The organism is Bizionia paragorgiae, from assembly GCF_900107625.1.
GTDB classification, from domain to species: Bacteria; Bacteroidota; Bacteroidia; order Flavobacteriales; family Flavobacteriaceae; genus Bizionia; species Bizionia paragorgiae.
This window is the reverse complement of record NZ_FNQK01000001.1, coordinates 85,396-108,032: the sequence shown is the minus strand read 5'-3', so window position 1 is coordinate 108,032 and position 22,637 is coordinate 85,396. Positions and strand designations below refer to the sequence as shown.

At 35.5% G+C, this 22,637-nt stretch carries 22 protein-coding genes; 19 read left to right on the top strand and 3 right to left on the bottom strand.

Annotation, left to right across the window (positions count from 1 at the left end):
• Positions 1-3: 3 nt before the first annotated feature.
• Positions 4-1,464, bottom strand: coding sequence for a sodium:solute symporter (locus BLV64_RS00505; protein WP_092131067.1), 1,461 nt, complete (start codon positions 1,462-1,464; stop codon positions 4-6).
• A gap of 124 nt (positions 1,465-1,588) precedes the next feature.
• Here BLV64_RS00505 and recR point away from each other — a divergent pair, with 124 nt between their 5' ends.
• The 3 genes from recR (at position 1,589) to BLV64_RS00490 (ending at position 4,726) form a co-directional block, all read left to right on the top strand.
• Positions 1,589-2,206: a recombination mediator RecR gene (recR, locus tag BLV64_RS00500; protein ID WP_092131065.1), complete on the top strand. Its 618-nt coding sequence runs from the start codon at positions 1,589-1,591 to the stop codon at positions 2,204-2,206.
• A 7-nt stretch (positions 2,207-2,213) separates the two neighbouring features.
• The gene (locus BLV64_RS00495) at positions 2,214-3,311 is read left to right on the top strand and encodes a glycosyltransferase family 2 protein (protein ID WP_092131063.1); all 1,098 of its coding nucleotides are present in this window, start codon (positions 2,214-2,216) and stop codon (positions 3,309-3,311) included.
• Between the two features lie 113 nt (positions 3,312-3,424).
• Complete coding sequence (locus BLV64_RS00490; RefSeq protein ID WP_092131061.1) at positions 3,425-4,726, top strand: dihydrolipoamide acetyltransferase family protein; 1,302 nt, start codon at positions 3,425-3,427, stop codon at positions 4,724-4,726.
• Positions 4,727-4,830: 104 nt separating this feature from the next.
• Here the strand turns inward: BLV64_RS00490 and BLV64_RS00485 are convergent, their stop codons facing one another.
• The gene (locus BLV64_RS00485; RefSeq protein ID WP_092131059.1) at positions 4,831-5,388 is read right to left on the bottom strand and encodes a GNAT family N-acetyltransferase; all 558 of its coding nucleotides are present in this window, start codon (positions 5,386-5,388) and stop codon (positions 4,831-4,833) included.
• 107 nt (positions 5,389-5,495) lie between these two features.
• Between BLV64_RS00485 and BLV64_RS00480 the strand changes: the two genes are divergently transcribed.
• The 9 genes from BLV64_RS00480 (at position 5,496) to rimO (ending at position 11,930) form a co-directional block, all read left to right on the top strand.
• On the top strand, positions 5,496-6,269 hold the full coding sequence (locus tag BLV64_RS00480) for a 3'-5' exonuclease (RefSeq protein WP_092131057.1): 774 nt from the start codon (positions 5,496-5,498) through the stop codon (positions 6,267-6,269).
• Between the two features lie 37 nt (positions 6,270-6,306).
• A complete protein-coding gene (locus BLV64_RS00475) occupies positions 6,307-6,918 on the top strand; it encodes a fumarylacetoacetate hydrolase family protein (protein ID WP_092131056.1) in 612 nt (203 codons plus the stop codon).
• Positions 6,918-7,259, top strand: coding sequence for an Hpt domain-containing protein (locus BLV64_RS00470; RefSeq protein WP_092131054.1), 342 nt, complete (start codon positions 6,918-6,920; stop codon positions 7,257-7,259). The genes BLV64_RS00475 and BLV64_RS00470 overlap by 1 nt, the downstream gene beginning before the upstream one ends.
• A gap of 3 nt (positions 7,260-7,262) precedes the next feature.
• Positions 7,263-8,504, top strand: a complete 1,242-nt coding sequence (locus BLV64_RS00465; protein WP_092131053.1) for a CinA family nicotinamide mononucleotide deamidase-related protein — start codon at positions 7,263-7,265, stop codon at positions 8,502-8,504.
• A gap of 92 nt (positions 8,505-8,596) precedes the next feature.
• Complete coding sequence (rpmB, locus tag BLV64_RS00460; protein ID WP_092131051.1) at positions 8,597-8,833, top strand: 50S ribosomal protein L28; 237 nt, start codon at positions 8,597-8,599, stop codon at positions 8,831-8,833.
• 29 nt (positions 8,834-8,862) lie between these two features.
• Positions 8,863-9,045 (top strand): 50S ribosomal protein L33, encoded by a 183-nt coding sequence (rpmG, locus tag BLV64_RS00455; protein ID WP_092131049.1) that lies wholly within the window; start codon positions 8,863-8,865, stop codon positions 9,043-9,045.
• A gap of 7 nt (positions 9,046-9,052) precedes the next feature.
• Entirely contained in the window at positions 9,053-9,202 is a 150-nt protein-coding gene (locus BLV64_RS00450) for a DUF4295 domain-containing protein (protein WP_092131047.1), read from the top strand.
• A 210-nt stretch (positions 9,203-9,412) separates the two neighbouring features.
• Positions 9,413-10,387 (top strand): signal recognition particle-docking protein FtsY, encoded by a 975-nt coding sequence (gene ftsY / locus BLV64_RS00445; RefSeq protein ID WP_092131045.1) that lies wholly within the window; start codon positions 9,413-9,415, stop codon positions 10,385-10,387.
• Positions 10,388-10,625: 238 nt separating this feature from the next.
• On the top strand, positions 10,626-11,930 hold the full coding sequence (gene rimO, locus BLV64_RS00440; protein WP_092131043.1) for a 30S ribosomal protein S12 methylthiotransferase RimO: 1,305 nt from the start codon (positions 10,626-10,628) through the stop codon (positions 11,928-11,930).
• 44 nt (positions 11,931-11,974) lie between these two features.
• On the opposite strand, the gene BLV64_RS00435 is transcribed toward rimO, so the two are convergent.
• The gene (locus BLV64_RS00435) at positions 11,975-13,246 is read right to left on the bottom strand and encodes a carboxypeptidase-like regulatory domain-containing protein (RefSeq protein WP_092131041.1); all 1,272 of its coding nucleotides are present in this window, start codon (positions 13,244-13,246) and stop codon (positions 11,975-11,977) included.
• Positions 13,247-13,371: 125 nt separating this feature from the next.
• On the opposite strand from BLV64_RS00435, the gene bshC reads away from it, so the two are divergent.
• The 7 genes from bshC (at position 13,372) to BLV64_RS00400 (ending at position 22,600) form a co-directional block, all read left to right on the top strand.
• Entirely contained in the window at positions 13,372-14,973 is a 1,602-nt protein-coding gene (gene bshC / locus BLV64_RS00430; RefSeq protein WP_092131039.1) for a bacillithiol biosynthesis cysteine-adding enzyme BshC, read from the top strand.
• Positions 14,974-14,976: 3 nt separating this feature from the next.
• Positions 14,977-16,347, top strand: a complete 1,371-nt coding sequence (locus BLV64_RS00425) for a pyridoxal phosphate-dependent decarboxylase family protein (protein WP_092131038.1) — start codon at positions 14,977-14,979, stop codon at positions 16,345-16,347.
• A 50-nt stretch (positions 16,348-16,397) separates the two neighbouring features.
• Positions 16,398-17,933 carry a glutamine-hydrolyzing GMP synthase gene (guaA, locus tag BLV64_RS00420; RefSeq protein WP_092131036.1) on the top strand — a complete coding sequence of 512 codons (1,536 nt, stop codon included), beginning with the start codon at positions 16,398-16,400 and terminating at the stop codon, positions 17,931-17,933.
• Between the two features lie 164 nt (positions 17,934-18,097).
• A complete protein-coding gene (locus tag BLV64_RS00415) occupies positions 18,098-20,092 on the top strand; it encodes a LysM peptidoglycan-binding domain-containing protein (RefSeq protein ID WP_092131034.1) in 1,995 nt (664 codons plus the stop codon).
• A gap of 41 nt (positions 20,093-20,133) precedes the next feature.
• Complete coding sequence (locus BLV64_RS00410) at positions 20,134-20,673, top strand: DUF922 domain-containing protein (RefSeq protein ID WP_092131032.1); 540 nt, start codon at positions 20,134-20,136, stop codon at positions 20,671-20,673.
• A gap of 1 nt (position 20,674) precedes the next feature.
• On the top strand, positions 20,675-20,911 hold the full coding sequence (locus BLV64_RS00405; RefSeq protein WP_092131030.1) for a DUF3820 family protein: 237 nt from the start codon (positions 20,675-20,677) through the stop codon (positions 20,909-20,911).
• Between the two features lie 66 nt (positions 20,912-20,977).
• Complete coding sequence (locus tag BLV64_RS00400) at positions 20,978-22,600, top strand: CTP synthase (RefSeq protein WP_092131028.1); 1,623 nt, start codon at positions 20,978-20,980, stop codon at positions 22,598-22,600.
• Positions 22,601-22,637 lie beyond the last annotated feature (37 nt).

Sequence of the window (22,637 nt, the reverse complement as noted above, 5' to 3'; positions counted from 1 at the left end):
TTACTAGGCCGTAATAGGTGTTTTCTTTTTAGAAATTAAAAATAAACCTAAAGCCATAATTAATCCGTTTACGATTAGTATTTCGAAACCAATTTGGTAACCATTAAATAGATCTACCGAATACATATTTAAAATGTAGGATAATATGGGCGCTACAATAGCTATTATCCATACGTGTTGGTCTTTTATTTGTTTTTTAGTGTATATCCCGAAGGCAAATAAACCTAATAACGGACCATAGGTGTATCCTGCAGCTTTAAATAATTCCCAGATGACAGAAACGTCCTTAAAAATAGTATCGAACAAAATAATTACAATAATTAAGATGATACTCACCATAATATGAACCTGTTTTCTGATTTTTTTCTGACGGTCTTCAGGTCTTTTCTCTAAATCGATAATATCGATACAGAAGGATGTGGTTAAGGATGTTAAGGCCGAGTCGGCACTAGAATACGCAGCAGCAATAAGTCCCAATAAAAAGAAAGCTGAAGTGACCATGCCTATCTCTGGGAGCATAGCTATTGTTGGGAATAAATCATCTTTGTTGGCAGTTATACCGTGTTGTTGAGCATATTGTGTGAGTAATAAACCTAAGGCTAAAAATAATAAGTTGACAGCGATAAGAACGATGCTAAATACAATCATGTTTTTTTGAGCATCCTTTAGATTTCTACAGGTTAGGTTTTTTTGCATCATATCTTGGTCTAAACCGGTCATCGTAATGGTTATAAACATACCTGCCAGGAAACTCTTAATAAAGAATTGTGCATCGTTAACGTCATCTAGGAAGAAAATGGTACTCATCTCACTTGCTCTCACATTGGAAATAACGGCCGAAATACTGTTTAAATCTAATGCAGAAGCTAAAAAGGAAATGGTGACTACCACCGAAATTAGCATAAAAAGTGTCTGTAAGGTATCGGTAAAAATGATGGTTTTTATACCGCCTTTAAAGGTGTAGAGCCAAATTAAAGCAATGGTGAAAATAACAGTAATGGGAAATGGAATACCAAACTGATTGAAAATTAATAGCTGTAATACCTTGGCTACTAAAAAGAGTCTAAAGGCAGCGCCTACGGTTCTAGAAATTAAAAAAGCTACCGATCCTGTTTTGTAGCTCACCATTCCAAATCGCTCTTTAAGGTAGGAGTAAATGGAGATTAAATTCATCCGATAGTATAGTGGTAGTAAAACGTAAGCAATGACTAGGTAGCCAAAAAAATAGCCCAATACCACTTGAAAGTATCCAAACTGTTTGGTTTCTACAGCTCCTGGCACCGATATAAAGGTGACTCCAGATAATGAAGCGCCAATCATTCCAAAAGCAACCAAGTACCAAGGTGCGGACTTATTAGCTTTAAAAAAAGCAGCGTTAGAATCTTCTTTCCCGGTGAGGTAGGATATTAAAATTAACACTCCAAAATAAGCGGCAATTAATAGGATAATTTGAGTTGCAGACATGGTATAAGATAAATTTCGGTGCCTCAAAAATACAAATAAAGTTAGTTGTAGCGCTTTAATTAGGGATTAAAATATAGTCGGATAATGCTCAACAAAAATTTAAAAAAGTAGTAAATTTGCGACTATGGAATTTTCATCTAAACTATTAGAAAAAGCAGTGGGCGAAGTGTCTCAATTACCGGGTATAGGTAAACGAACGGCATTGCGTTTGGTGTTGCATTTATTGCGTCAGCCAAAAGAGCAAACGCAAACTTTAACAGGGGCTCTAAGTGCTATGCGTAATGATTTGAAATTTTGTGAATCCTGTCATAATTTAAGTGATGTAGCTATTTGTGAAATTTGCTCAAGTGTACACCGCGATAAAGAAATTATATGTGTCGTAGAAGATATTCGCGATGTCATGGCGATCGAAAATACGGCGTCTCATAAAGGGATTTATCATGTGCTAGGAGGGAAAATCTCGCCTATAGATGGTGTTGGACCGCACGATTTAAATATACCGAGCTTGGTAGAAAAAGTGAAATCTGGAGGCGTAAAGGAGCTTATATTTGCGTTGAGCTCTACCATGGAAGGTGATACGACAAACTTTTATATCTTTAGACAAATTCAAGGCTTAGATGTCAAAACATCTACGATTGCAAGAGGTATTTCAGTGGGTGATGAGTTAGAGTATGCCGATGAAATTACTTTAGGACGTAGTATTTTAAACCGTATTCCTTTCGAGGCTTCTTTAAAACAATAACTGGTAGTTGAAGCTTTCTGTAATCATATTAAATTATAATGTACGCTACTTTTTAGAACTGTGTCTTCAAAGTGTGGAAGCTGCTATTGCACCTATTGATGCAGAAATTATCGTTGTCGATAATGATTCGAAAGACGACAGCTGTGTGATGATAAAAGAAAAGTTTCCCAATGTAATTCTAATCGAAAACAAAGAGAACTCAGGGTTTTCTAAAGGGAATAACCTAGGGTTTCAAAAAGCTAATGGGGAGTATGTTTGTATTCTTAATCCCGATACAGTGGTAGGAGAAGATACTTTTACTGAGCTGTTAAAATTTGCTGAGAATACTGCTAATTTAGGTATTCTTGGATGCCGATTAATAGATGGTACAGGGCGTTTTCTTCCCGAAAGTAAACGACACGTTCCAACACCTCAGGTGGCAATAACAAAAATGTTGGGTCACGATACGCTGTATTATGTAAATACCTTAACTGAAGACGCTATTGGAGAAGCCCCCGTTTTCGTTGGTGCATTTATGCTAATGAAGCATGACGTTTATAAGCGTGTTGGTGGTTTTGATGAAGACTATTTTATGTATGGAGAAGATATCGATTTGTCATATAAAGTGCTTCAAGCTGGGTATAGTAATTACTATTATGGTAAAACAACAGTTATACATTATAAAGGAGAAAGTACTTTAAAAGATAAAGAGTATGCGAAGCGTTTTTATGGCGCCATGCAAATTTTTTATAAAAAACATTTTAAAAGTAATCTTATTTTTAATGGCTTGGTATGGTTAGGGATTCAAATGGCTAGTCGTTTAAAAACAGAAAAGCCTGACGCTAAATTAATAAAGAAATCATCTTGCATTCGCGGCTCGGGAGCTGCTACCGATTATCAGAAGCGATTTTCATTTCCAGTAAATGCCATTTCTAATAGCACTGAAGCAGCTAGCCAATCTGAAATTATTTTTGATGCTAATTTTGTGAGTTTTAAAGACATAATCAAGGAAATTTCTGAATCTGAAAAAAATAAAAAATTTACTTTTAAAATTCTACCTAAAAACTCTAATTTTATCCTCGGAAGCGACTCTTCTAAATCAAGAGGAGAGGTTATTCCTTTTTAATTCATAAAATAACAAAACTATAACAGTAGAATTATATTGAATAGTGAAAGAAATCGACTATTTTTTATTAATTTTACACTCTAAAAAAGAAAATAGATCTATAAATTATTGATATGGCAAGATTTGAACTTAAGTTACCAAAAATGGGAGAAAGCGTTGCAGAAGCAACAATAACCTCTTGGCTTAAAGAAGTTGGTGATACAATTGAAGCAGATGAAGCAGTTTTAGAAATTGCAACTGATAAGGTGGATAGTGAAGTGCCAAGTGAGGTAGATGGGGTTTTAGTTGAAAAGCTATTTAATGCAGACGATGTTGTTCAGGTAGGACAAACCATAGCGATTATAGAAACAGATGGTGAAGGTAGTGAAACCACTGAAGCACCAAAGAGTAATACAGCCGAAGCTCCGGCACAAGTTAAAGAGGTAGAGCAAACAGTAGTTTCTGCTCAAGAAACTGCGGCACCAATAGAATCTAATGACGACCGCTTCTATTCTCCATTAGTTAAGAACATGGCGAAAAAGGAAGGCGTTTCACAAGCTGAATTAGATGCTGTTCCTGGTACAGGTAAAGATGGACGTGTGACTAAAAACGATATGTTATCTTATTTAGAAACGCGATCTTCGAAACCAGCACAAGCTGCTGCTCCAGCAACCGCAGCACCAAAACAAGCTCCTGTTAAGCAGGCAGCTCCAGTTGTTGCAAGTGGTGAAGATGAAATTATCGAAATGACTAGAATGGGTAAATTAGTTGCTCATCACATGGTAGAATCGGTACAAACGAGTGCACACGTACAGAGTTTTATTGAGGCAGATGTAACTAATATCTGGAACTGGAGAAAGAAAGTAAAAGATAGCTTTATGAAGCGCGAAGGAGAGAACTTAACGTTTACTCCGATATTTATGGAAGCTATTGCAAAAGCATTACGCGATTTCCCAATGATGAATATCTCGTTACAAGGAGATAAAATTATCAAGAAGAAAAATATTAACTTAGGGATGGCTGCGGCCTTACCAAGTGGTGATTTAATTGTTCCAGTAATTAAAAATGCAGATCAACTTAATTTAGTTGGAATGACTAAGCAAGTTAATGATTTAGCTACTAGAGCACGTGAGAATAAATTAAAGCCAGACGATATTCAAGGAGGAACTTACACGGTGACGAACGTAGGGACTTTTGGAAGTATTATGGGAACACCAATTATTAATCAGCCACAAGTAGGGATATTAGCTTTAGGTGCTATTCGTAAAGTGCCTGCAGTAATTGAAACACCAGATGGTGATTTTATTGGTATCCGATACAAAATGTTCTTGTCTCACTCTTACGACCATAGAGTTGTAAACGGTGCGCTTGGAGGTCAGTTTGTAAAAGCTGTTAAAGATTACCTAGAAGCTTGGGATGTTAAAAGAGAATTATAAAACGGGGGTAACAACCAGTAAACCATAATAAAAAAGCACAGTTTTTAAACTGTGCTTTTTTTGTTATAACTCGTAGTGAATCACCACTTGTTATTCTTTTATTTTTAAGGAGTTATTTGCATATGATCTAAATGGTAGCTTAGTAATGTTTTCTCTCCTACAGGTATAAAACCTAATTTTAAATATAATTTTTTAGCATTCGGATTGGTTTTATCAACCAGTAAGCCTAAAGTCACTTTACGCTTGGTTACATACTCTTCGATAAGGTGCTTTAAAAGTTTTGAGCCAATACCTAATCCTTGTTGCGATTCGCAAACGCCTAAAGCATCGATGTAAAATTCTCCTGCTTGTGTTTCGTTTTCAATATGTATTTGGGAGTTGTAAAAGGTGCGGATATATTTAATTATAGGCGCGCGTAAAGTCTCTAATTGTCCGCCGTCATAAATGTTTACAGCAGCGATAATAGTATTGTCATTTTCAACTACAGTACAGTTCTCATAAGAGTACTGGTTATTCTCTTTCTCAATAAAATATTTTAAAAACCGTTTCGCTTTATCGTAATCATTTTCAGTCACTAATTTATAGGCAATATCTTCCATTGCAAGTAATAATAATGTGGCTATCGAATCAGAATCTTTTTTTGTGGCTTTTCTAATAATCATATTTAAATCGTTTTAGGGAATAGCTGTAAAGTTTTAAATAATTAAAATGCTAACAAAGTAAAAGTAGTATAATAAAATTATATTTGCATAAATCATACAACAATTCCATGCAATTAAATCTCAAAAAGCCCATTTGTTTTTTCGATTTAGAAACGACAGGTATTAATATTTCTAAGGATCGCGTCGTCGAAATTTCAATTTTAAAAGTATTTCCAAACGGCAATAAAGAAAGTAAAACCTGGTTGGTAAATCCAGAAATGCCAATACCGGCAGAAACCAGTGCAATTCACGGAATTACCGATGAAAAGGTGGCAAACGAGCCTACTTTTAAGGCCTTGTCAAAAGAGATTAATGCTATGATTAAAGATTGTGATCTGGCAGGTTTTAATTCTAATCGTTTTGATATCCCGCTTTTAGCCGAAGAAATGTTACGTGCTGAGGTGGATTTTGATATGAAAAATAGGGTAGCTATCGATGTGCAAACCATTTTTCATAAGATGGAACAACGCACACTAAGTGCAGCCTATAAGTTTTATTGCGACCAGAGTTTAGAAAATGCGCATTCTGCAGAAGCAGATACTATGGCTACCTACGAAGTGTTAAAAGCGCAAATAGAGCGTTATGAAAATCTTGAAAATGATACTAAATTTTTAGCGGAATTTAGTGCGCATAAAAAGTTCGCTGATTTTGCTGGATTTATAGCGTATAATAAAGAAGGTGTAGAGTGTTTTTCTTTTGGAAAACATAAAGGTAAAGCAGTAGAAGACGTTTTAGATAAAGAACCTGGTTACTTCGGGTGGTTGTTAAATGCCGACTTTCCTTTGTACACTAAAAAAGTGCTAACAGCGATAAAACTACGCGCATTCAACAATAAAATATAAGCAATTAGTACTGCTGTTTTTATAATATATAATCCATATGAAACTAATTTGTATAGGTAGAAATTATACCGATCACATTGCAGAACTCAATAATGAAAAGCCAACAGATCCCGTTGTGTTTTTAAAACCAGATACGGCAATCTTGTTAAAAAAACAGCCGTTTTTTATTCCTGAATTTTCGAATGATGTACATCATGAGGTTGAAATTTTAGTAAAGATTAATAAGGTCGGGAAGTATATTGATAAAAAATTTGCCCACAAATATTATGATGAAATTGGCTTAGGAATTGACTTTACGGCACGTGATTTGCAACAGGATTTAAAAGCAAAAGGACTGCCCTGGGAAAAGGCAAAAGCGTTTGATGGGGCCGCAGTAATAGGGAAATGGATACCTAAAAGTGAGTTTGATAACCTAGAGAATTTGAATTTTTCACTAGTGAAAAACGAGACCCTTGTTCAAGAAGGGAATACGCGTTTGATGCTTTGGAAAATTGATGAAATTATCGAATATGTCTCGAAATATTTTACTTTAAAGATTGGAGACATTATCTTTACGGGTACACCCTCAGGAGTTGGCAAAGTAAATGCCAACGACAAATTAAAAGGATTTATTGAACAAAACGAAATGTTTTCAATCACAGTAAAATAATGGAAAATAGCTATAAATTGCATCGGTTAAGAGAGTTAGCGGATAATGATGAGGAGTTTTTAATAGCCTTAGCGCAAACCTTTTTAGAAGAAGTCCCTGCTGATGCAAATACATTAAAAGAGGCTGTAGAGAATGAAAATTACATGTTAACTTACCAAACGGCTCATAAAATGAAACCTACTATCGATGTGTTCGAATTAGGTGTTTTAAACGAGCTTGTAGATATTCAAGACTGGGGTAAATTTGAAAAAAGAGATGAAGATGTTTCTATGCAACTTCAAAAAGTATTAAAAGCTATAAAGGCTGCTTCCAATGAATTGAAAGTAGATTTTAATTTGTAATTAATGCAAGCAGAAATTATAACTATTGGCGACGAAATTCTAATAGGTCAAATTGTTGATACTAACTCGGCATTTATAGGAAAAATTCTGAATTCTATTGGTGTTTCTGTGTATCAAATCACCTCTATTCAAGATGATAAAGAGCATATTCTAAAAGCCTTGGCAGAAGCCGAAGCGAATGCCGATATTATTATTGTAACCGGTGGTCTTGGTCCTACCAAAGACGATATTACCAAGCATACTATTTGTACGTATTTTAATGATCATTTGGTGCGTAACCAAGCTGTAACCGAAAATATAGAACGTTTATGGCGTGATTATGTCAAGCAACCCCTGCAACAAGTAAACTTAGATCAAGCCTTAATACCATCGCAAGCACAAGCGTTAATGAATACTGTAGGGAGTGCTCCAGGTATGTGGATAGAGAAGAATAACAAAGTCTTTATTTCTCTACCCGGTGTGCCTTATGAGATGCGCTTGTTAATGGAAAATGAAGTTATTCCTAAACTAAAAACCAAGTACAAACGTCCCTACATACTTCATAAAACCGTAATCACTTATGGCGTTGGTGAGAGTCTTCTTGCTGAGAAAATTTCGGTTTGGGAATCTAATCTTCCGGAGTATATAAAATTGGCTTACTTGCCAAATTTTGGTAAAGTAAGATTGCGTTTGTCTGCTATTGGTATCAATAATGACCTTATCACTCAGACTGTAAATGCCGAAATTCAAAAGCTACTCCCGCTTATCTCGGAGGAGTTTGTTGGTATAGAAGAGGAGGATGGCGACTTAGAGCTTGTAATTGCAAAACGCCTTGTTAAATCGGGTAAAACCCTAGCCTTAGCAGAAAGTTGTACTGGAGGTAAGATGGCTGAATTATTTACAGCAAGTGCGGGAGCCTCTGCGTTCTTTAAAGGCGGTTTGGTAACCTATGCTACTCAAAGTAAAATAGACATCTTAGGCGTGCCTGAAGCGCTAATTGAAGCACATTCTGTAGTAAGTGCTGAGGTGGCAGAATCTATGGCGAAAAAAGCAAGGATATTATATAAAAGTGATTATGCTATATCAACAACTGGCAACGCCGGACCTTTAAAAGGGGACTCGGGTGCCGAAGTTGGAACTGTTTTTATTGCTTTTGCTTCAGAAAATAAAGTAGTTTCACAAAAATTGCAATTAGGAAGTAATCGCGAAAGAGTACTAAACAAGGCTGTTAATAAGGCTTTAGAGCTTTTGAAAAAAGAAATTTAGAAAAATTGCTGAAAAACAGATTGACTTTACTAAAACATTTTATATATTTGCACCTCGATTTTTAATAACATCATTTTTAAAGTTATATAGTAATGTCAAGAGTTTGTGAACTTACAGGAAAAGTAGCGATGGTTGGAAACAACGTGTCGCACGCAAAGAATAGAACGAAGCGTAAATTCAACGTGAACTTATTAAAGAAGCGTTTTTTCATTGCTGAGGAAGATAAGTGGGTAACTTTAAAAGTTTCTGCATCAGCATTAAAAACAATCAATAAGATTGGAATTGCGGCAGCGATTAAAGATGCTAAATCTAAAGGATTTTTAAAATAATAGCCAAAACGGTTTAAAAGCATAAGAAAATGGCAAAAAAAGGCAACAGAGTACAGGTAATATTAGAATGTACGGAGCATAAAGAGTCTGGGAAACCAGGAACTTCTCGTTATATTACAACAAAAAACAAGAAAAACACGCCAGATAGAATGGAGATTAAGAAATTTAATCCAATTCTTAAGCGTATGACAGTTCATAAAGAAATAAAATAATTGAGTCATGGCAAAGAAATCAGTAGCATCATTACAGACAGGATCTAAGAGATTATCAAAAGCAATAAAAATGGTAAAGTCTCCAAAAACAGGAGCTTACATGTTTGTTGAATCAATTATGGCACCAGAATTAGTAGAGGAATTTTTCAAAAAATAAGTTCTACTTCTTATATAAAATTTACAGTAAGCTGCTTTCGTTTAGAAAGCGGCTTTTGTTTTTATATAATATTGCTTTTCTTTACGTCAGTTTTAATGACAAATTTTCAGTTTGTTAAAAAAGGCTTAAAATTTGTTATAGAGCCTTTAGGTAAGTTGTTTAGACCATAGTTAACAACGGCCTTTAATTGTATAGCCAACACACAATAATATGAGTTTTTTTAAAAAAATATTTTCTTCAGAAAAAAAAGAAACCTTAGATAAAGGATTAGAAAAAACGAGTACGTCTTTTTTAGGTAAACTAAGTAAGGCGGTCGCAGGTAAATCGAAAGTAGATGAGGATGTATTAGATAACTTAGAGGAAGTTCTGGTATCTAGTGATGTCGGAGTGAATACGACTCTAAAAGTTATTGACCGCATCGAAGACCGAGTAGCCAAAGATAAATACCTCGGTACAGCCGAACTCAATAAAATTTTAAGAGAGGAAATCGCTGGTTTATTATCTGAAACCAATTCTGGTGAAGACGTGGAGTATACCATTCCTAAATTAGCTCCACAACCCGATGGTAAAAAAACGCCTTATGTACTCATGGTCGTAGGTGTTAACGGGGTTGGTAAAACTACAACCATCGGAAAATTAGCCTATCAGTTTAAAAAGAAAGGTTTAAAAGTTGTTCTTGGTGCTGCCGATACATTTAGAGCGGCGGCTATCGATCAATTACAAGTTTGGGCAGATCGCGTAGATGTACCAATGGTACGTCAGGAAATGGGAAGTGATCCTGCAAGTGTTGCTTTCGATGCTTTACAGTCTGGGGTGACTCAAGATGCCGATGTTATTATAATTGATACAGCAGGTCGTTTGCACAACAAAATTAACCTAATGAACGAGTTGACGAAAGTAAAACGCGTGATGCAAAAAGTGGTTGGCGATGCGCCTCATGATGTATTATTAGTATTAGATGGTTCTACCGGTCAAAATGCTTTCGAGCAAGCTAAACAATTTACGGCAGCTACAGAGGTAACCTCATTGGCAGTGACTAAATTAGATGGAACGGCAAAAGGAGGTGTGGTTATCGGGATCTCAGATCAATTTAAAATTCCTGTAAAGTATATTGGGGTAGGTGAAGGTATTGAAGATTTACAAGTTTTTAATAAATATGAGTTTGTAGATTCTTTTTTTAAATAGCTCATCCCTTAAAATAGATAGTAAAAATTGAAGCTCTAATACAGCTTCAATTTTTGTTTCCAATAGGAGTTGGTTATAACACAACCAACTTAGAATCAGTTAAACAGTCTTTTGTAATTCAATATAAAAGACTTTCACATTAAAAAAACACGATTGCTAAAAGAGGCTATTCGTTTTAAATCTTAAAATATAGAAAAGGTTTAATTATCGTTGTATCTTTGCAATCCAAAATTATTATATGCGTACTAAATCACTTAAGAAGAACAAAATCAATGTCATCACTTTAGGTTGTAGCAAAAATGTCTACGATAGTGAGGTTTTAATGGGACAATTAAAAGCGAGCGGTAAGGAGGTAGCACATGAAGAGGAAGGAAATATAGTGGTTATTAACACTTGTGGCTTTATAAATAATGCCAAAGAGGAAAGTGTAAATACCATTTTAGAGTACATGCAGAAAAAAGAAGATGGTGAAGTAGATAAGGTGTTTGTTACCGGATGTTTATCAGAGCGCTATAAGCCGGACTTAGAAAAGGAAATTCCTAATGTGGATCAGTATTTTGGTACCACAGAACTTCCTGGACTTTTAAAAGCATTAGGTGCCGATTATAAACACGAATTAATAGGGGAGCGTCTAACGACAACGCCTAAAAATTATGCTTATTTAAAAATCGCAGAAGGTTGTGATAGACCGTGTAGTTTTTGTGCTATTCCTATAATGAGAGGGAAACACAAAAGTACACCCATTGAAAACCTTGTGATTGAAGCTGAAAAATTAGCTGCAAATGGTGTTAAGGAATTAATATTAATTGCTCAGGATTTAACTTACTACGGATTAGATATTTATAAAAAAAGAAATCTAGCCGAACTTTTAGAAAACCTAGTTAAGGTAGAAGGTATTGAGTGGATTCGTCTGCATTATGCTTTTCCAACAGGATTCCCGATGGATGTTTTAGATCTTATGAATCGCGAGCCTAAAATTTGTAATTATTTAGATATTCCTTTACAACATATTAGTGACTCTATTTTAAAGAGTATGCGTCGCGGTACCACCAAAGAAAAGACGACCAAATTACTAAAGGCTTTTAGAGAAACAGTTCCTGGAATGACTATTCGTACAACTCTAATTGTTGGATACCCTGGAGAAACTCAGGAAGATTTCGAAGAGTTGAGAGAATGGGTTCGCGAAATGCGTTTTGAACGTATGGGTTGTTTTACATATTCACACGAAGAAAATACTCATGCTTATAATTTAGAGGATGATGTTCCTGAAGAAGTGAAGCAAGAGCGTGCTAATGAAATCATGGAAATTCAATCTCAAATTTCATGGGAATTGAATCAAGAAAAAATCGGACAAGAGCTTAAGGTGGTAATCGATAGAAAAGAAGGCGACTACTTTGTAGGGCGTACCGAATTTGATTCACCAGATGTGGATAATGAAGTGTTAATTGATGCCTCTAAAGTATATCTAAAAACTGGAGAGTTTACAAAGGTTAAAATTACCGATGCTGCAGATTTTGATTTGTATGCCGAGGTCATCAGCTAAAAAACGATACTAAAAACATTAAAAAAGAGTAATCTATAATTAGATTACTCTTTTTTTTGTTCCTTATTTATTTTATCGATGGCGTATTCTATCGATTTTTCAGGCTCAATTATATTATACCTGCCCCAAAATTCAGGTTCAGAAAATCCTGAAGCTTCATTTTGAAGTATGGCATTTGTCTTTAGTTTTTCTTTGTTTTTAAGAGCTGTATTATCCGTATTGTCTTTCCAATCGGTAATAGCCATTTCGCTTTGTAAGGTGTAGCGTGTATTAAAAAGCTTGTTTTTCCATTTCACTTTAAATGCCAAGGTGATATTGCTATAGGCAATTTGCCAGATGTGATTGTCATTTTTATAATGCACAACGTAAGTGGCTTCTGTGGGATAGACAATTGCCTTTCGGGGTTTTTTAATCACAAATAAGCGCGTGGCTTCCTCTCTGTTTTTTATGTTTAATTTAAAGGCAGCTCGGGTTAGAGCGTAGGTTTCGGCGTCAATATACAAGGTGCCATAATACAAGGCATCTAAAATGTCTTCACGTTGTTTAAAAGAGACAACGTACACCAGGTTATTGTTTATTTGAGTTGATTTTTCGAATGAAAAAATATACTTGTCTAAATTATTTTCATGGAATACATATTCCGAATACTTTATAATATCTGTGTGCAAAGCACTATGCGGACCTCCTTGAAGTTTAAAGGCTACCGTATCTAACTTTTTGTAATCTGTTTGTTTTCTTGCTTTTATAAGTGAAATAGCGTCTTGTTTACTACTGGTATAGGGTTCTTTGTAAATAGAAATTACGGCTTCAGATAATGAGGCATTTCGTTGTCGGCGTTTAATGGTTTCTCTATAAAAACCAGTCATGATAACCTTATTCGTATTGTAATTTTTATTTTTTAAGTTTAACATATTCTCTACTAAAACGCGTGCGCTACTAGGGGTATTGATGTCAACTTGTGCTAAAACTGTTGGAGCAATGTCCAATGTAACGGTGTTTTGCGACGCTTTTAAATCTGCTAGAGCTATCACTTTTTTGTTATAACCTAATGCGCTAAGTGTTACAAATTGAGATGTGTTACCTTGAGGGATTTTCAACATAAAATCACCTTCAGAATTTGATACGGTACTAATATTACTATCATTGATTTGTATACGGACTAATGGAATAGGGTGGTCGGTTTGAGAATCTATAACTTCGCCTTTAATAGTTGTAATCTGTTGCGCTTGCAGACCCCCTAAACCTAATAAAAATAGCATAAGTGAAATTAACTGTAAAGAGAGCTTTTGTTGTGCTATAGAGGTGTGCGCTTTCATAATAGAGGTGTTTTACACACTTTAAATTACGAAAAATAGCCGAGCATTAAGCAATCTTTTATGTAAATTTTAAGACCTGATTTTATCCAAAGTGCCTTATCTTTACGGAAGAATCAAAATTGACTATGCCAACAGACTATATTTCATTTAAAGACACTGGTTTTTTTTCTAAGTTAATGTGCGATTACCTCGCGGAAAAAGAAGAATTGAAGCCGTTTTATAACTATTTTCCAAAGTTAGAGAATTTTAAGTTTCAAATGGAAGCGAAACGGCAAACCATTTCTATGGAAACCCGAGAAGTGCTATCAAATTCACTTTGGTCTCAATATAAAAATACCGAAACGTCAGCAGCAGTAATTCAAAATATTGAAGCTTTAAAGCAGCCTAGTACGTTTACCGTTACCACAGGACATCAGCTGAATTTATTCACCGGTCCCCTTTATTTTTTGTACAAAATTGTTTCGACCATAAATCTTGCTAAGCAGGTAAGTGAAGCCTACCCTGAGGCTCATGTGGTACCTGTGTATTGGATGGCTACCGAGGATCATGATTTTGAGGAAATTAATTACTTCAATTTTAAAGGAAAAAAAATCCGATGGAATAAAGCAGCTTCTGGAGCTGTTGGTGAATTAAACACGGAAGGTTTAGCGCCTGTATTTGACCTGTTTTCTAAAGAACTGGGATTAGGTGATAATGCAAACACCCTTCGCAATCTATTTAAAAAGGCTTATCTAGACCACGATAATTTAGCAGATGCGACGCGTTATCTAGCAAATGAATTGTTTAAAGATTACGGATTAGTAATAATCGACGCAAGTTCTAAAGCACTTAAGCAGGAGTTTGTTCCCTTTATTAAAAAAGAATTACTAGAACAAATTGCTTTTCAAGAAGTAAGTAAAACGAGTGAAGCTTTAAGTAAGGTTGATGGCGATTATACCATTCAGGTTAACCCAAGAGAAATCAATCTTTTTTACACTATAAAAAATGTAAGAGAGCGTATTGTTTTTGAAGACCGTACTTACAAAGTCCTTAATACCGATATCACGTGGACGACCGATAAATTAATGCATGAGGTCGATTTACATCCGGAACATTTTAGTCCTAATGTTATTTTAAGACCCTTATACCAAGAGGTTATATTACCTAATTTATGTTATATCGGTGGTGGTGGTGAGTTGGCCTATTGGTTTCAGTTGCAAGACAATTTTAAAGCAAACGCCGTTGTTTTTCCGATGCTTTTATTGCGTAATTCAGCTTTAATAAAAACCGAGAACCAATCCAAAAAACAACATCAGCTAAAAATTTCTAATCAAGATTTATTTTTAAATCGCGATAGCTTTATCAATAAACGCGTACGTCAAATCTCTAATATCGATATTGATTTTTCGGAGCAAATAGCACATTTAAAATCCCAGTTTAAAAACTTGTATTCCTTAGCCGAGCAAACCGATAAGTCTTTTATAGGTGCTGTTGCAGCGCAAGAGCAAAAACAAGTTAACGGATTAAAACATTTAGAGAAGCGATTGTTAACCGCACAAAAGCGTAAGCTAAAAGACGCTATTTCACGTGCGACAACACTTCAAAACGAGTTGTTTCCAAATGAAAGCTTACAAGAAAGAATAACAAATTTCTCACAATTATATGAAGAGTTCGGGGAGGATTTAATCCCTAACCTTCTAAATGAACTTCACCCTTTAAACGACAATTTCGTAATATTAGAATTGTAACCCATGCACAAAATAGATTTAGGACTAGTCGAAATGACTATGGATGTAATGAAATACGCAATAGACCGTATTTCGGCAACTGATAGAAAAATAGGAAAACCCTTAAAAGCTGAAGAATTAAAAGCCCTGGTAGGTGAAACAATTACCGATAAAGGAATAGGAGGTGAAAATGCTTTTAATTTATGGAAACAGCACTTGGCAAATGCTAATGTACCTGTCGATCATCCTCGCAATTTAGCGTTTGTTCCAGCATCTCCAACAAAGGCGGCTATTATGTTCGATTTAGTAACCTCGGCCTCAAGTATTCATGGTGCATACTGGATGGAAGGTGCTGGTGGTATTTTTTGTGAAAATGAAGCAATGAAATGGATTGTGTCCTTAACAGGATTGCCAGAAGGTGCTTTTGGTGTATTTACTAGTGGCGGAACGGCAGCCAATTTATCTGCCTTAGTTACCGCTCGCGAGCATTGGCGAGAAAAGCCAAGCAATAGAGGAATGAAAGGAATAATGATTGCTTCTAGCGGAGCGCATTCTTCTGTAAAAGCCATGGCTAAAGTCATTGATGTCGATGTGCTATTGGTAGAGTCTGAAGAAGCCTTAGAAGGGGCTAGTTTACAAGAAACGATTTCAAAGTTGTCTGATGTAGAGCGCGAACGCTTATTTGCAGTTGTGGCTACAGGTGGAACTACAAATGCTGGGATTATAGATGATTTAGAGGGTATTGCCAAAGTGTGTGAAGCTGAAGATTTATGGTTTCATGTAGATGCGGCTTATGGAGGAGGGGCTTTGGTTGCCGATTCTGTAAGACATTTATTTAATGGAATAGAAAGAGCAGATAGTATTACTATCGATCCCCACAAATGGATGTTCTCACCCTACGACTGTGGTGCTGTACTTTATAAAAACCCTGAATTGGCAAAAAATGCACATTCACAACAAGGGTCCTATTTGGATATTTTTAAAGATGAAGGGGCGCACGGATTTAATCCTGCCGAATACCAAATTCAACTTACACGACGTGTTCGTGGCTTACCATTATGGTTTTCTTTAGCTATGCATGGTATAGATCGTTATAAAGATGCTGTGGAGCGCGGATTAGAACTCGCTAAAATAGCAGGGGAAATGATTGAAGCTCATCCAGATTTAGAATTGGTAAGACCACCAAGCTTATCTTGTGTGCTGTATCGAAGAAAAGGATGGCAGCCGGAAGATTATACCGAGTGGACCTACGAAAACCATCGCAAAGGATTTGCTTTAGTAACCCCTACAAAGTACAAGCAAGGAGAGACTTACGAAACCGTATCCCGTTTTTGTTTTATCAATCCCGATACGACAGAAAAGGACATAGAATTAATATTAAACTCGATGCATTAATTTATTTCGTGTATCATTTATTTTTTTGTAATTAAATAGTATTTTTGCGTATGCAACACGACAAGGTATTAATATTAGATTTTGGATCGCAATACACACAACTTATTGCGCGTAGAGTTAGAGAACTTAACATCTATTCCGAAATACACCCATTTAACAAAATTCCAAAAAACGTTTCAGATTACAAGGCAGTTATCCTTTCTGGTAGCCCTATGTCTGTGAGATCTGATGAAGCTTTTCATCCAGATTTATCAGCCATAAGAACCAAAAAGCCTATGCTTGCAGTGTGTTATGGGGCTCAATATTTAGCTCATTTTTCTGGTGGGGAGGTAGCACCTTCCAATACAAGAGAATATGGACGAGCTAATTTAAGTTTTGTTAAAGGAGGAGAAACATTTTTCAAAAACATAGAAAAAGGGAGCCAAGTTTGGATGAGTCACAGTGATACTATAAAAAGTCTTCCTGAAAATGGAGTGCTTTTAGCAAGTACTGAAGACGTTCAAAATGCGGCTTATAAAATTGAAGGTGAGGAAACCTACGCTATTCAATTTCACCCTGAAGTTTACCACTCTACAGATGGTAAGCAGTTACTAGAAAACTTTCTAATTCACATCGCAAAGGTTAATCCAGATTGGACACCAGATAGCTTTGTAGAAGAAACTGTCGATAAGCTAAAAGCACAAATTGGAAACGATAAGGTGGTTTTAGGGCTTTCGGGAGGTGTAGATTCTAGTGTGGCTGCTATGTTATTACACAAAGCAATTGGAGAAAATCTATATTGTATTTTTGTAAATAACGGACTCTTGCGTAAAAATGAGTTTACCGATGTATTAGAGCAATACAAAGGAATGGGCTTAAACGTAAAAGGAGTCGATGCTTCGGCACGCTTTTTGGATGCATTAGCAGGATTAAGCGATCCAGAATTAAAGCGTAAGGCTATTGGACGTGTGTTTATTGAGGTTTTCGATGATGAAGCACACCAAATTCAAGATGTGAAATGGTTGGCTCAAGGAACGATTTATCCTGATGTAATCGAAAGTGTTTCGGCAACAGGAGGTCCAAGTGCAACTATTAAAAGTCACCATAATGTTGGCGGACTACCAGATTTTATGAAACTTAAAATTGTGGAGCCTCTAAAGGCATTGTTTAAAGATGAAGTGCGTCGTGTAGGTGCGTCTATGGGAATGGATAAAGCGCTGTTAGGGCGTCACCCTTTTCCAGGTCCAGGTTTAGCAATTCGTATTCTGGGAGATATTACCCCGGAGAAAGTGAGAATATTGCAAGAAGTTGATGCTGTTTTTATTAACGGATTGAAAAAAGCAGGACTATACGATAAAGTATGGCAAGCAGGCGCTATATTACTACCTGTAAATAGTGTAGGTGTAATGGGCGATGAGCGTACTTACGAAAAATGTGTAGCTTTACGAGCAGTAGAAAGTACAGATGGTATGACGGCAGACTGGGTAAATTTACCTTATGAATTTCTGCAAAAAACATCTAACGATATTATAAATAAAGTAAAAGGTGTAAACCGAGTAGTATACGATATAAGTTCTAAACCACCAGCAACAATAGAGTGGGAATAAAAAAGTAAACGTTTTTTTAGCGTTTAATATTTAGAATTATAAGAATTGTATAGGAAAGCGCGTTACCTAAGTGAACGCGCTTTCTTTTGCAATCCCATTTTACTAGTGAGAAATAAAAATAATGGTGTGGTATTGCATTACCGTTTTTAAAGTATAATGAACATATGAGAAAAATATTAGTTACAGTAGTAATAGCATTTAGTTTTTTAGGATGTACTTCCATGCAAGGACAAGATTATTCCACGCATAAAGTAACTTCCGGAGAAACTTTAGAAAGTATTTCGAAACACTATAACGTGTCTGTTTCTGCTATTTTAGGATTAAACCCAGATGCAAGAAAAGGCTTAAAAAGTAATACCGTTTTAATTTTGCCTAAAGCAGGAACGGTAATTAGTAACCCTGTTAAGCAGGTTACGGTTGTCGATGAAGTGGATAAGTTTATTACTCATAAAGTAAGACGTAAAGAAACGTTATACAGTCTGTCTAAAACTTACAACATTTCTCAAGCGGATATTAAAAAACACAACACGTTCTTATATGCCAATAATCTAAGAAAAGGTGATGAGTTACAAATACCAGTGTATAAAAAGGTCGCTGTAAAAGGGGCTGATAAAAATCAAGAGCCAAATACGATTACTACTCCCGTAACTCCAAATAATTCGGGAAACACCAATACCTATGTCGTACAGCCTAAAGAAGGGAAATGGCGAATAGCCTACAAATATGGTATAACCGTTAAAGAACTAGAGGATTTAAACCCTGGTTTACCAGAGGTGCTACAACCTGGAGAAACGATTAAGGTGCCTAGTCTTGAAAAGGAAGCCATTAAAAATGTAGATGATAAATTTAGCTATTATACCGTTTTACCTAAAGAAGGTTTTTATAGGTTAAAAGTAAAAACAGGATTAGAGCAAGAGGAATTAGAAAATTTAAATCCAGGCTTATCTGAAACAGGATTAAAAGAAGGCATGGTGTTAAAAGTGCCATTTGTAAAAGGTTTGGCGGTTGAAAATAATTCAGAAAGCATGCAAGGTCAGGTAAACGACTTGTCTAGTACTAATTTAATAACAGAATTAAATCGTCGTGACGCAGGAGCCAAAGAAATAGCAATTATGCTACCTTTTAGATTAAATAAAGTTGGTGAAGACCCTAAAGAGGCGGTAAAAAATGATAGAACTTTAAGTATCTCACTAGATTTTTATTCAGGTGCTTTAATTGCCTTGGATTCACTTAAAAAGATGGGGGCTAACCTAAAAGTGAATGTTTACGATACACAAAATATGCACAGTGAATTGTTGTCAATTTTAAGTACTAACGACTTTTCAAACACCGATGCTGTTATTGGTCCGTTGATGCCAAAGAACTTTAATGCAGTAGCATCAGCTTTAAGAGAAGATAATATCGCTGTAGTGTCACCAATTACTAAATCGGTTACACTAGGAAGTAATGTCTTTCAATCTAGAGCTTCCGAAGACGATTTAGAACAAGCTATAATTAATCATTTTAAAAACCAAGCAGGAGCTAATATAGTTGTGGTGTCAGATCAAAAACACCTTACAAAAGCGGGGGCTTTAAAAACACAACTAGGAGCGTCAAGTGTAAGTTCAAGAACGGATAAAAAATCTGGTAAAGATGCTTTTTATATTTTTGATCAAGATGTAATAAAGGCCCTAAAGCCAGGTAAAAATATAGTGTTTTTAGAAACGGATAACTCGGGTTTTATTTCTAATGTGACGAGTATATTAAATTCTTTAAACGACTCTAGTCAGAGAGAAATTATATTAGCTACTTCTGGTCAAACAAAAGCTTTTGAAGCAGATATTGTGTCAAATTATCATTTGTCTAACTTAAAATTCACCTATCCAGCTGTATCTAAAGTGGTTAATGAGGATGAAGAAAATAGTTTTGTTAGCAGCTATAAAAAGACCTATGGTTTAACACCTAATGCCTATGTAGTAAGAGGTTTTGATGTTACTATGGATGTTGTTCTACGCCTGTTAACATCAGACGATTTATACACATCAACTACCGATGCGCCACTAACTAAGTATGTAGAAAGTAAGTTTTCTTATCAAAAGAAAATGTTTGGAGGCTATTATAATAACGCGGTTTATATTGTACATTTTAACGACCTAAAAATAGAAGAGGTTAAGCAATAAGCAGCGCGCTCTTAGCGTTTTATAATTCTAATGCCCGTGTTATGTTTAAGTATCTTTTAATATTCTTTTGTCTGTCCATTTTTCAAAAGGATACGCAAACAGCGATTACATGGAGTGAAGATTATAAATTAAAATGGTCCGATTTTAAGGGGCAGCCCGATTATAATACAAAAGCGTCAGCAATAACAGCTGCTGGTCTTAGTTATAGGTATTCATTACAAAAAAGAGGACGTGATATTGTAGGGTTTAAATCTGATATATCTGCGCTTTTCTATCCTGAATACTCTTGGTTTAAAACCGATGAGATTTCCAATCATATTTTAGCTCACGAACAGGTACATTTTGATATTACCGAGTTACACGCACGCTACTTTAGAGCCCGAGCGGCACAATTAACAGCATCAAATACAATTGTTGAAGACCTTAAGTTTGTACATGATTCTATTAATAAAGCTCTAGAAATTATGCAGCGTCAATACGATCAAGAAAGTCAGTTTTCTTTAGATAAAGAAGGTCAAATGTTCTGGTCTAAACACGTAGCCCTAGCATTAAAAAAAACATCTTCATATAAAACCCCATAAAATGGAAGCCCTACAACCCGATAAAAAATTTTTAATACAATTGGCACATACAAAAATGCCATATGGAAAATATAAAGATCGGTATTTAATAGATTTACCAGAATACTATGTGGTTTGGTACCATGCCAAAGGTTTTCCTAAAGGGAAGTTAGGTCAAATGTTGGAAACGGTATACACATTAAAGCTTAATGGTCTAGAGAATATTGTAAGAAATATTCAACGAAATTTTCCAAAATAAATAAAGTGTTAAAGGTTAATTTTATCAACTTAATATTGTAAATTTGCTCGCGTTTAACAACGCACTATGGCAACAACAAAATACATATTCGTAACAGGAGGAGTAAGTTCTTCTTTAGGAAAAGGAATCATTGCAGCTTCCTTAGCAAAACTACTACAAGCACAAGGGTATAGAACTACAATTCAGAAATTAGACCCTTATATTAATATCGATCCCGGTACATTAAATCCCTACGAACATGGTGAATGTTATGTTACCGATGATGGCGCTGAAACAGATCTTGATTTAGGACATTACGAACGTTTCTTAAACGTTGCTACTAGTCAAGCCAATAATGTGACTACCGGACGTATCTATCAAAGTGTTATCGACAAAGAGCGTCGTGGTGAGTTTTTAGGTAAAACAGTTCAAGTCATTCCTCATATTACAGACGAGATAAAAAATAGAATCCAAATTTTAGGTAATTCTGGCGATTTTGATATTGTTATTACTGAAATTGGAGGTACTGTTGGTGATATTGAGTCACTACCTTATATAGAGGCTGTAAGACAGTTAAAGTGGGATTTAGGGGAACACAACGCCTTAGTTATTCACTTAACTTTAGTGCCTTACTTGGCAGCAGCAGGTGAATTAAAAACAAAACCTACACAACACAGTGTTAAAACTCTTATGGAGAGTGGAGTCCAAGCCGATATATTAGTGTGCCGTACCGAACACGAATTACCTCAAGATTTACGTGTTAAATTAGCACGTTTCTGTAACGTTACACAAGATTCGGTAATTCAATCTATAGATGCAAAAACCATTTACGATGTTCCTAATTTAATGTTAGAGCAAGGTTTAGACAAAATAGTTTTAAAGAAATTAGATTTAAAAAGTGAAACACCAGATTTAAAACAGTGGAATGCCTTTTTAAAACGCCATAAAAACCCAAAAAGTGAAGTTACTATTGGTTTAATTGGTAAATACGTAGAATTACAAGATTCTTACAAGTCTATCTTGGAAGCGTTTACGCATGCCGGGGCAGAAAATGAAGTTAAAGTTAATATAGAAAGTATACATTCTGAATATCTAAACGCCGATAATATAAAACTGAAACTCTCTCATCTAGATGGAGCTCTAGTAGCGCCAGGTTTTGGAGAGCGTGGAATAAGTGGTAAAATTGAAGCGATTAAGTATGTCAGAGAAAACAATATTCCATTCTTAGGAATTTGTTTAGGAATGCAAATGGCGGTTATAGAATACTCTAGAAATGTTTTAGGCTTAGAGGATGCGAATTCTACCGAGATGGATGAAAACACAAAGTACCCTGTTATTAATTTAATGGAGGAGCAAAAAAGTGTTACTGAAAAGGGAGGAACTATGCGTTTAGGGCTTTGGGATTGTGAACTTGCTGAAAACACCATTGCAAGCAAGGTCTATAACCAAAAAGTTATTCAAGAACGTCATAGACACCGCTATGAGTATAACAACGATTTTAAAGTTCAAATTGAAGCTGGAGGTATGCTCGCAACCGGGTTTAATCCAGAGACGAAATTAGTAGAGATAGTTGAAGTCCCTTCACACCCTTGGTTTGTAGGTGTTCAATACCACCCAGAATATAAAAGTACGGTAGCGAGTCCGCACCCATTATTTATGGCTTTTGTAACTGCAGCTAAGCAGTACAAATCGAAAAAGAAGAAAAAGTAATACGCCACATTGGCATAAATAGATTTGTGGTCAGAAG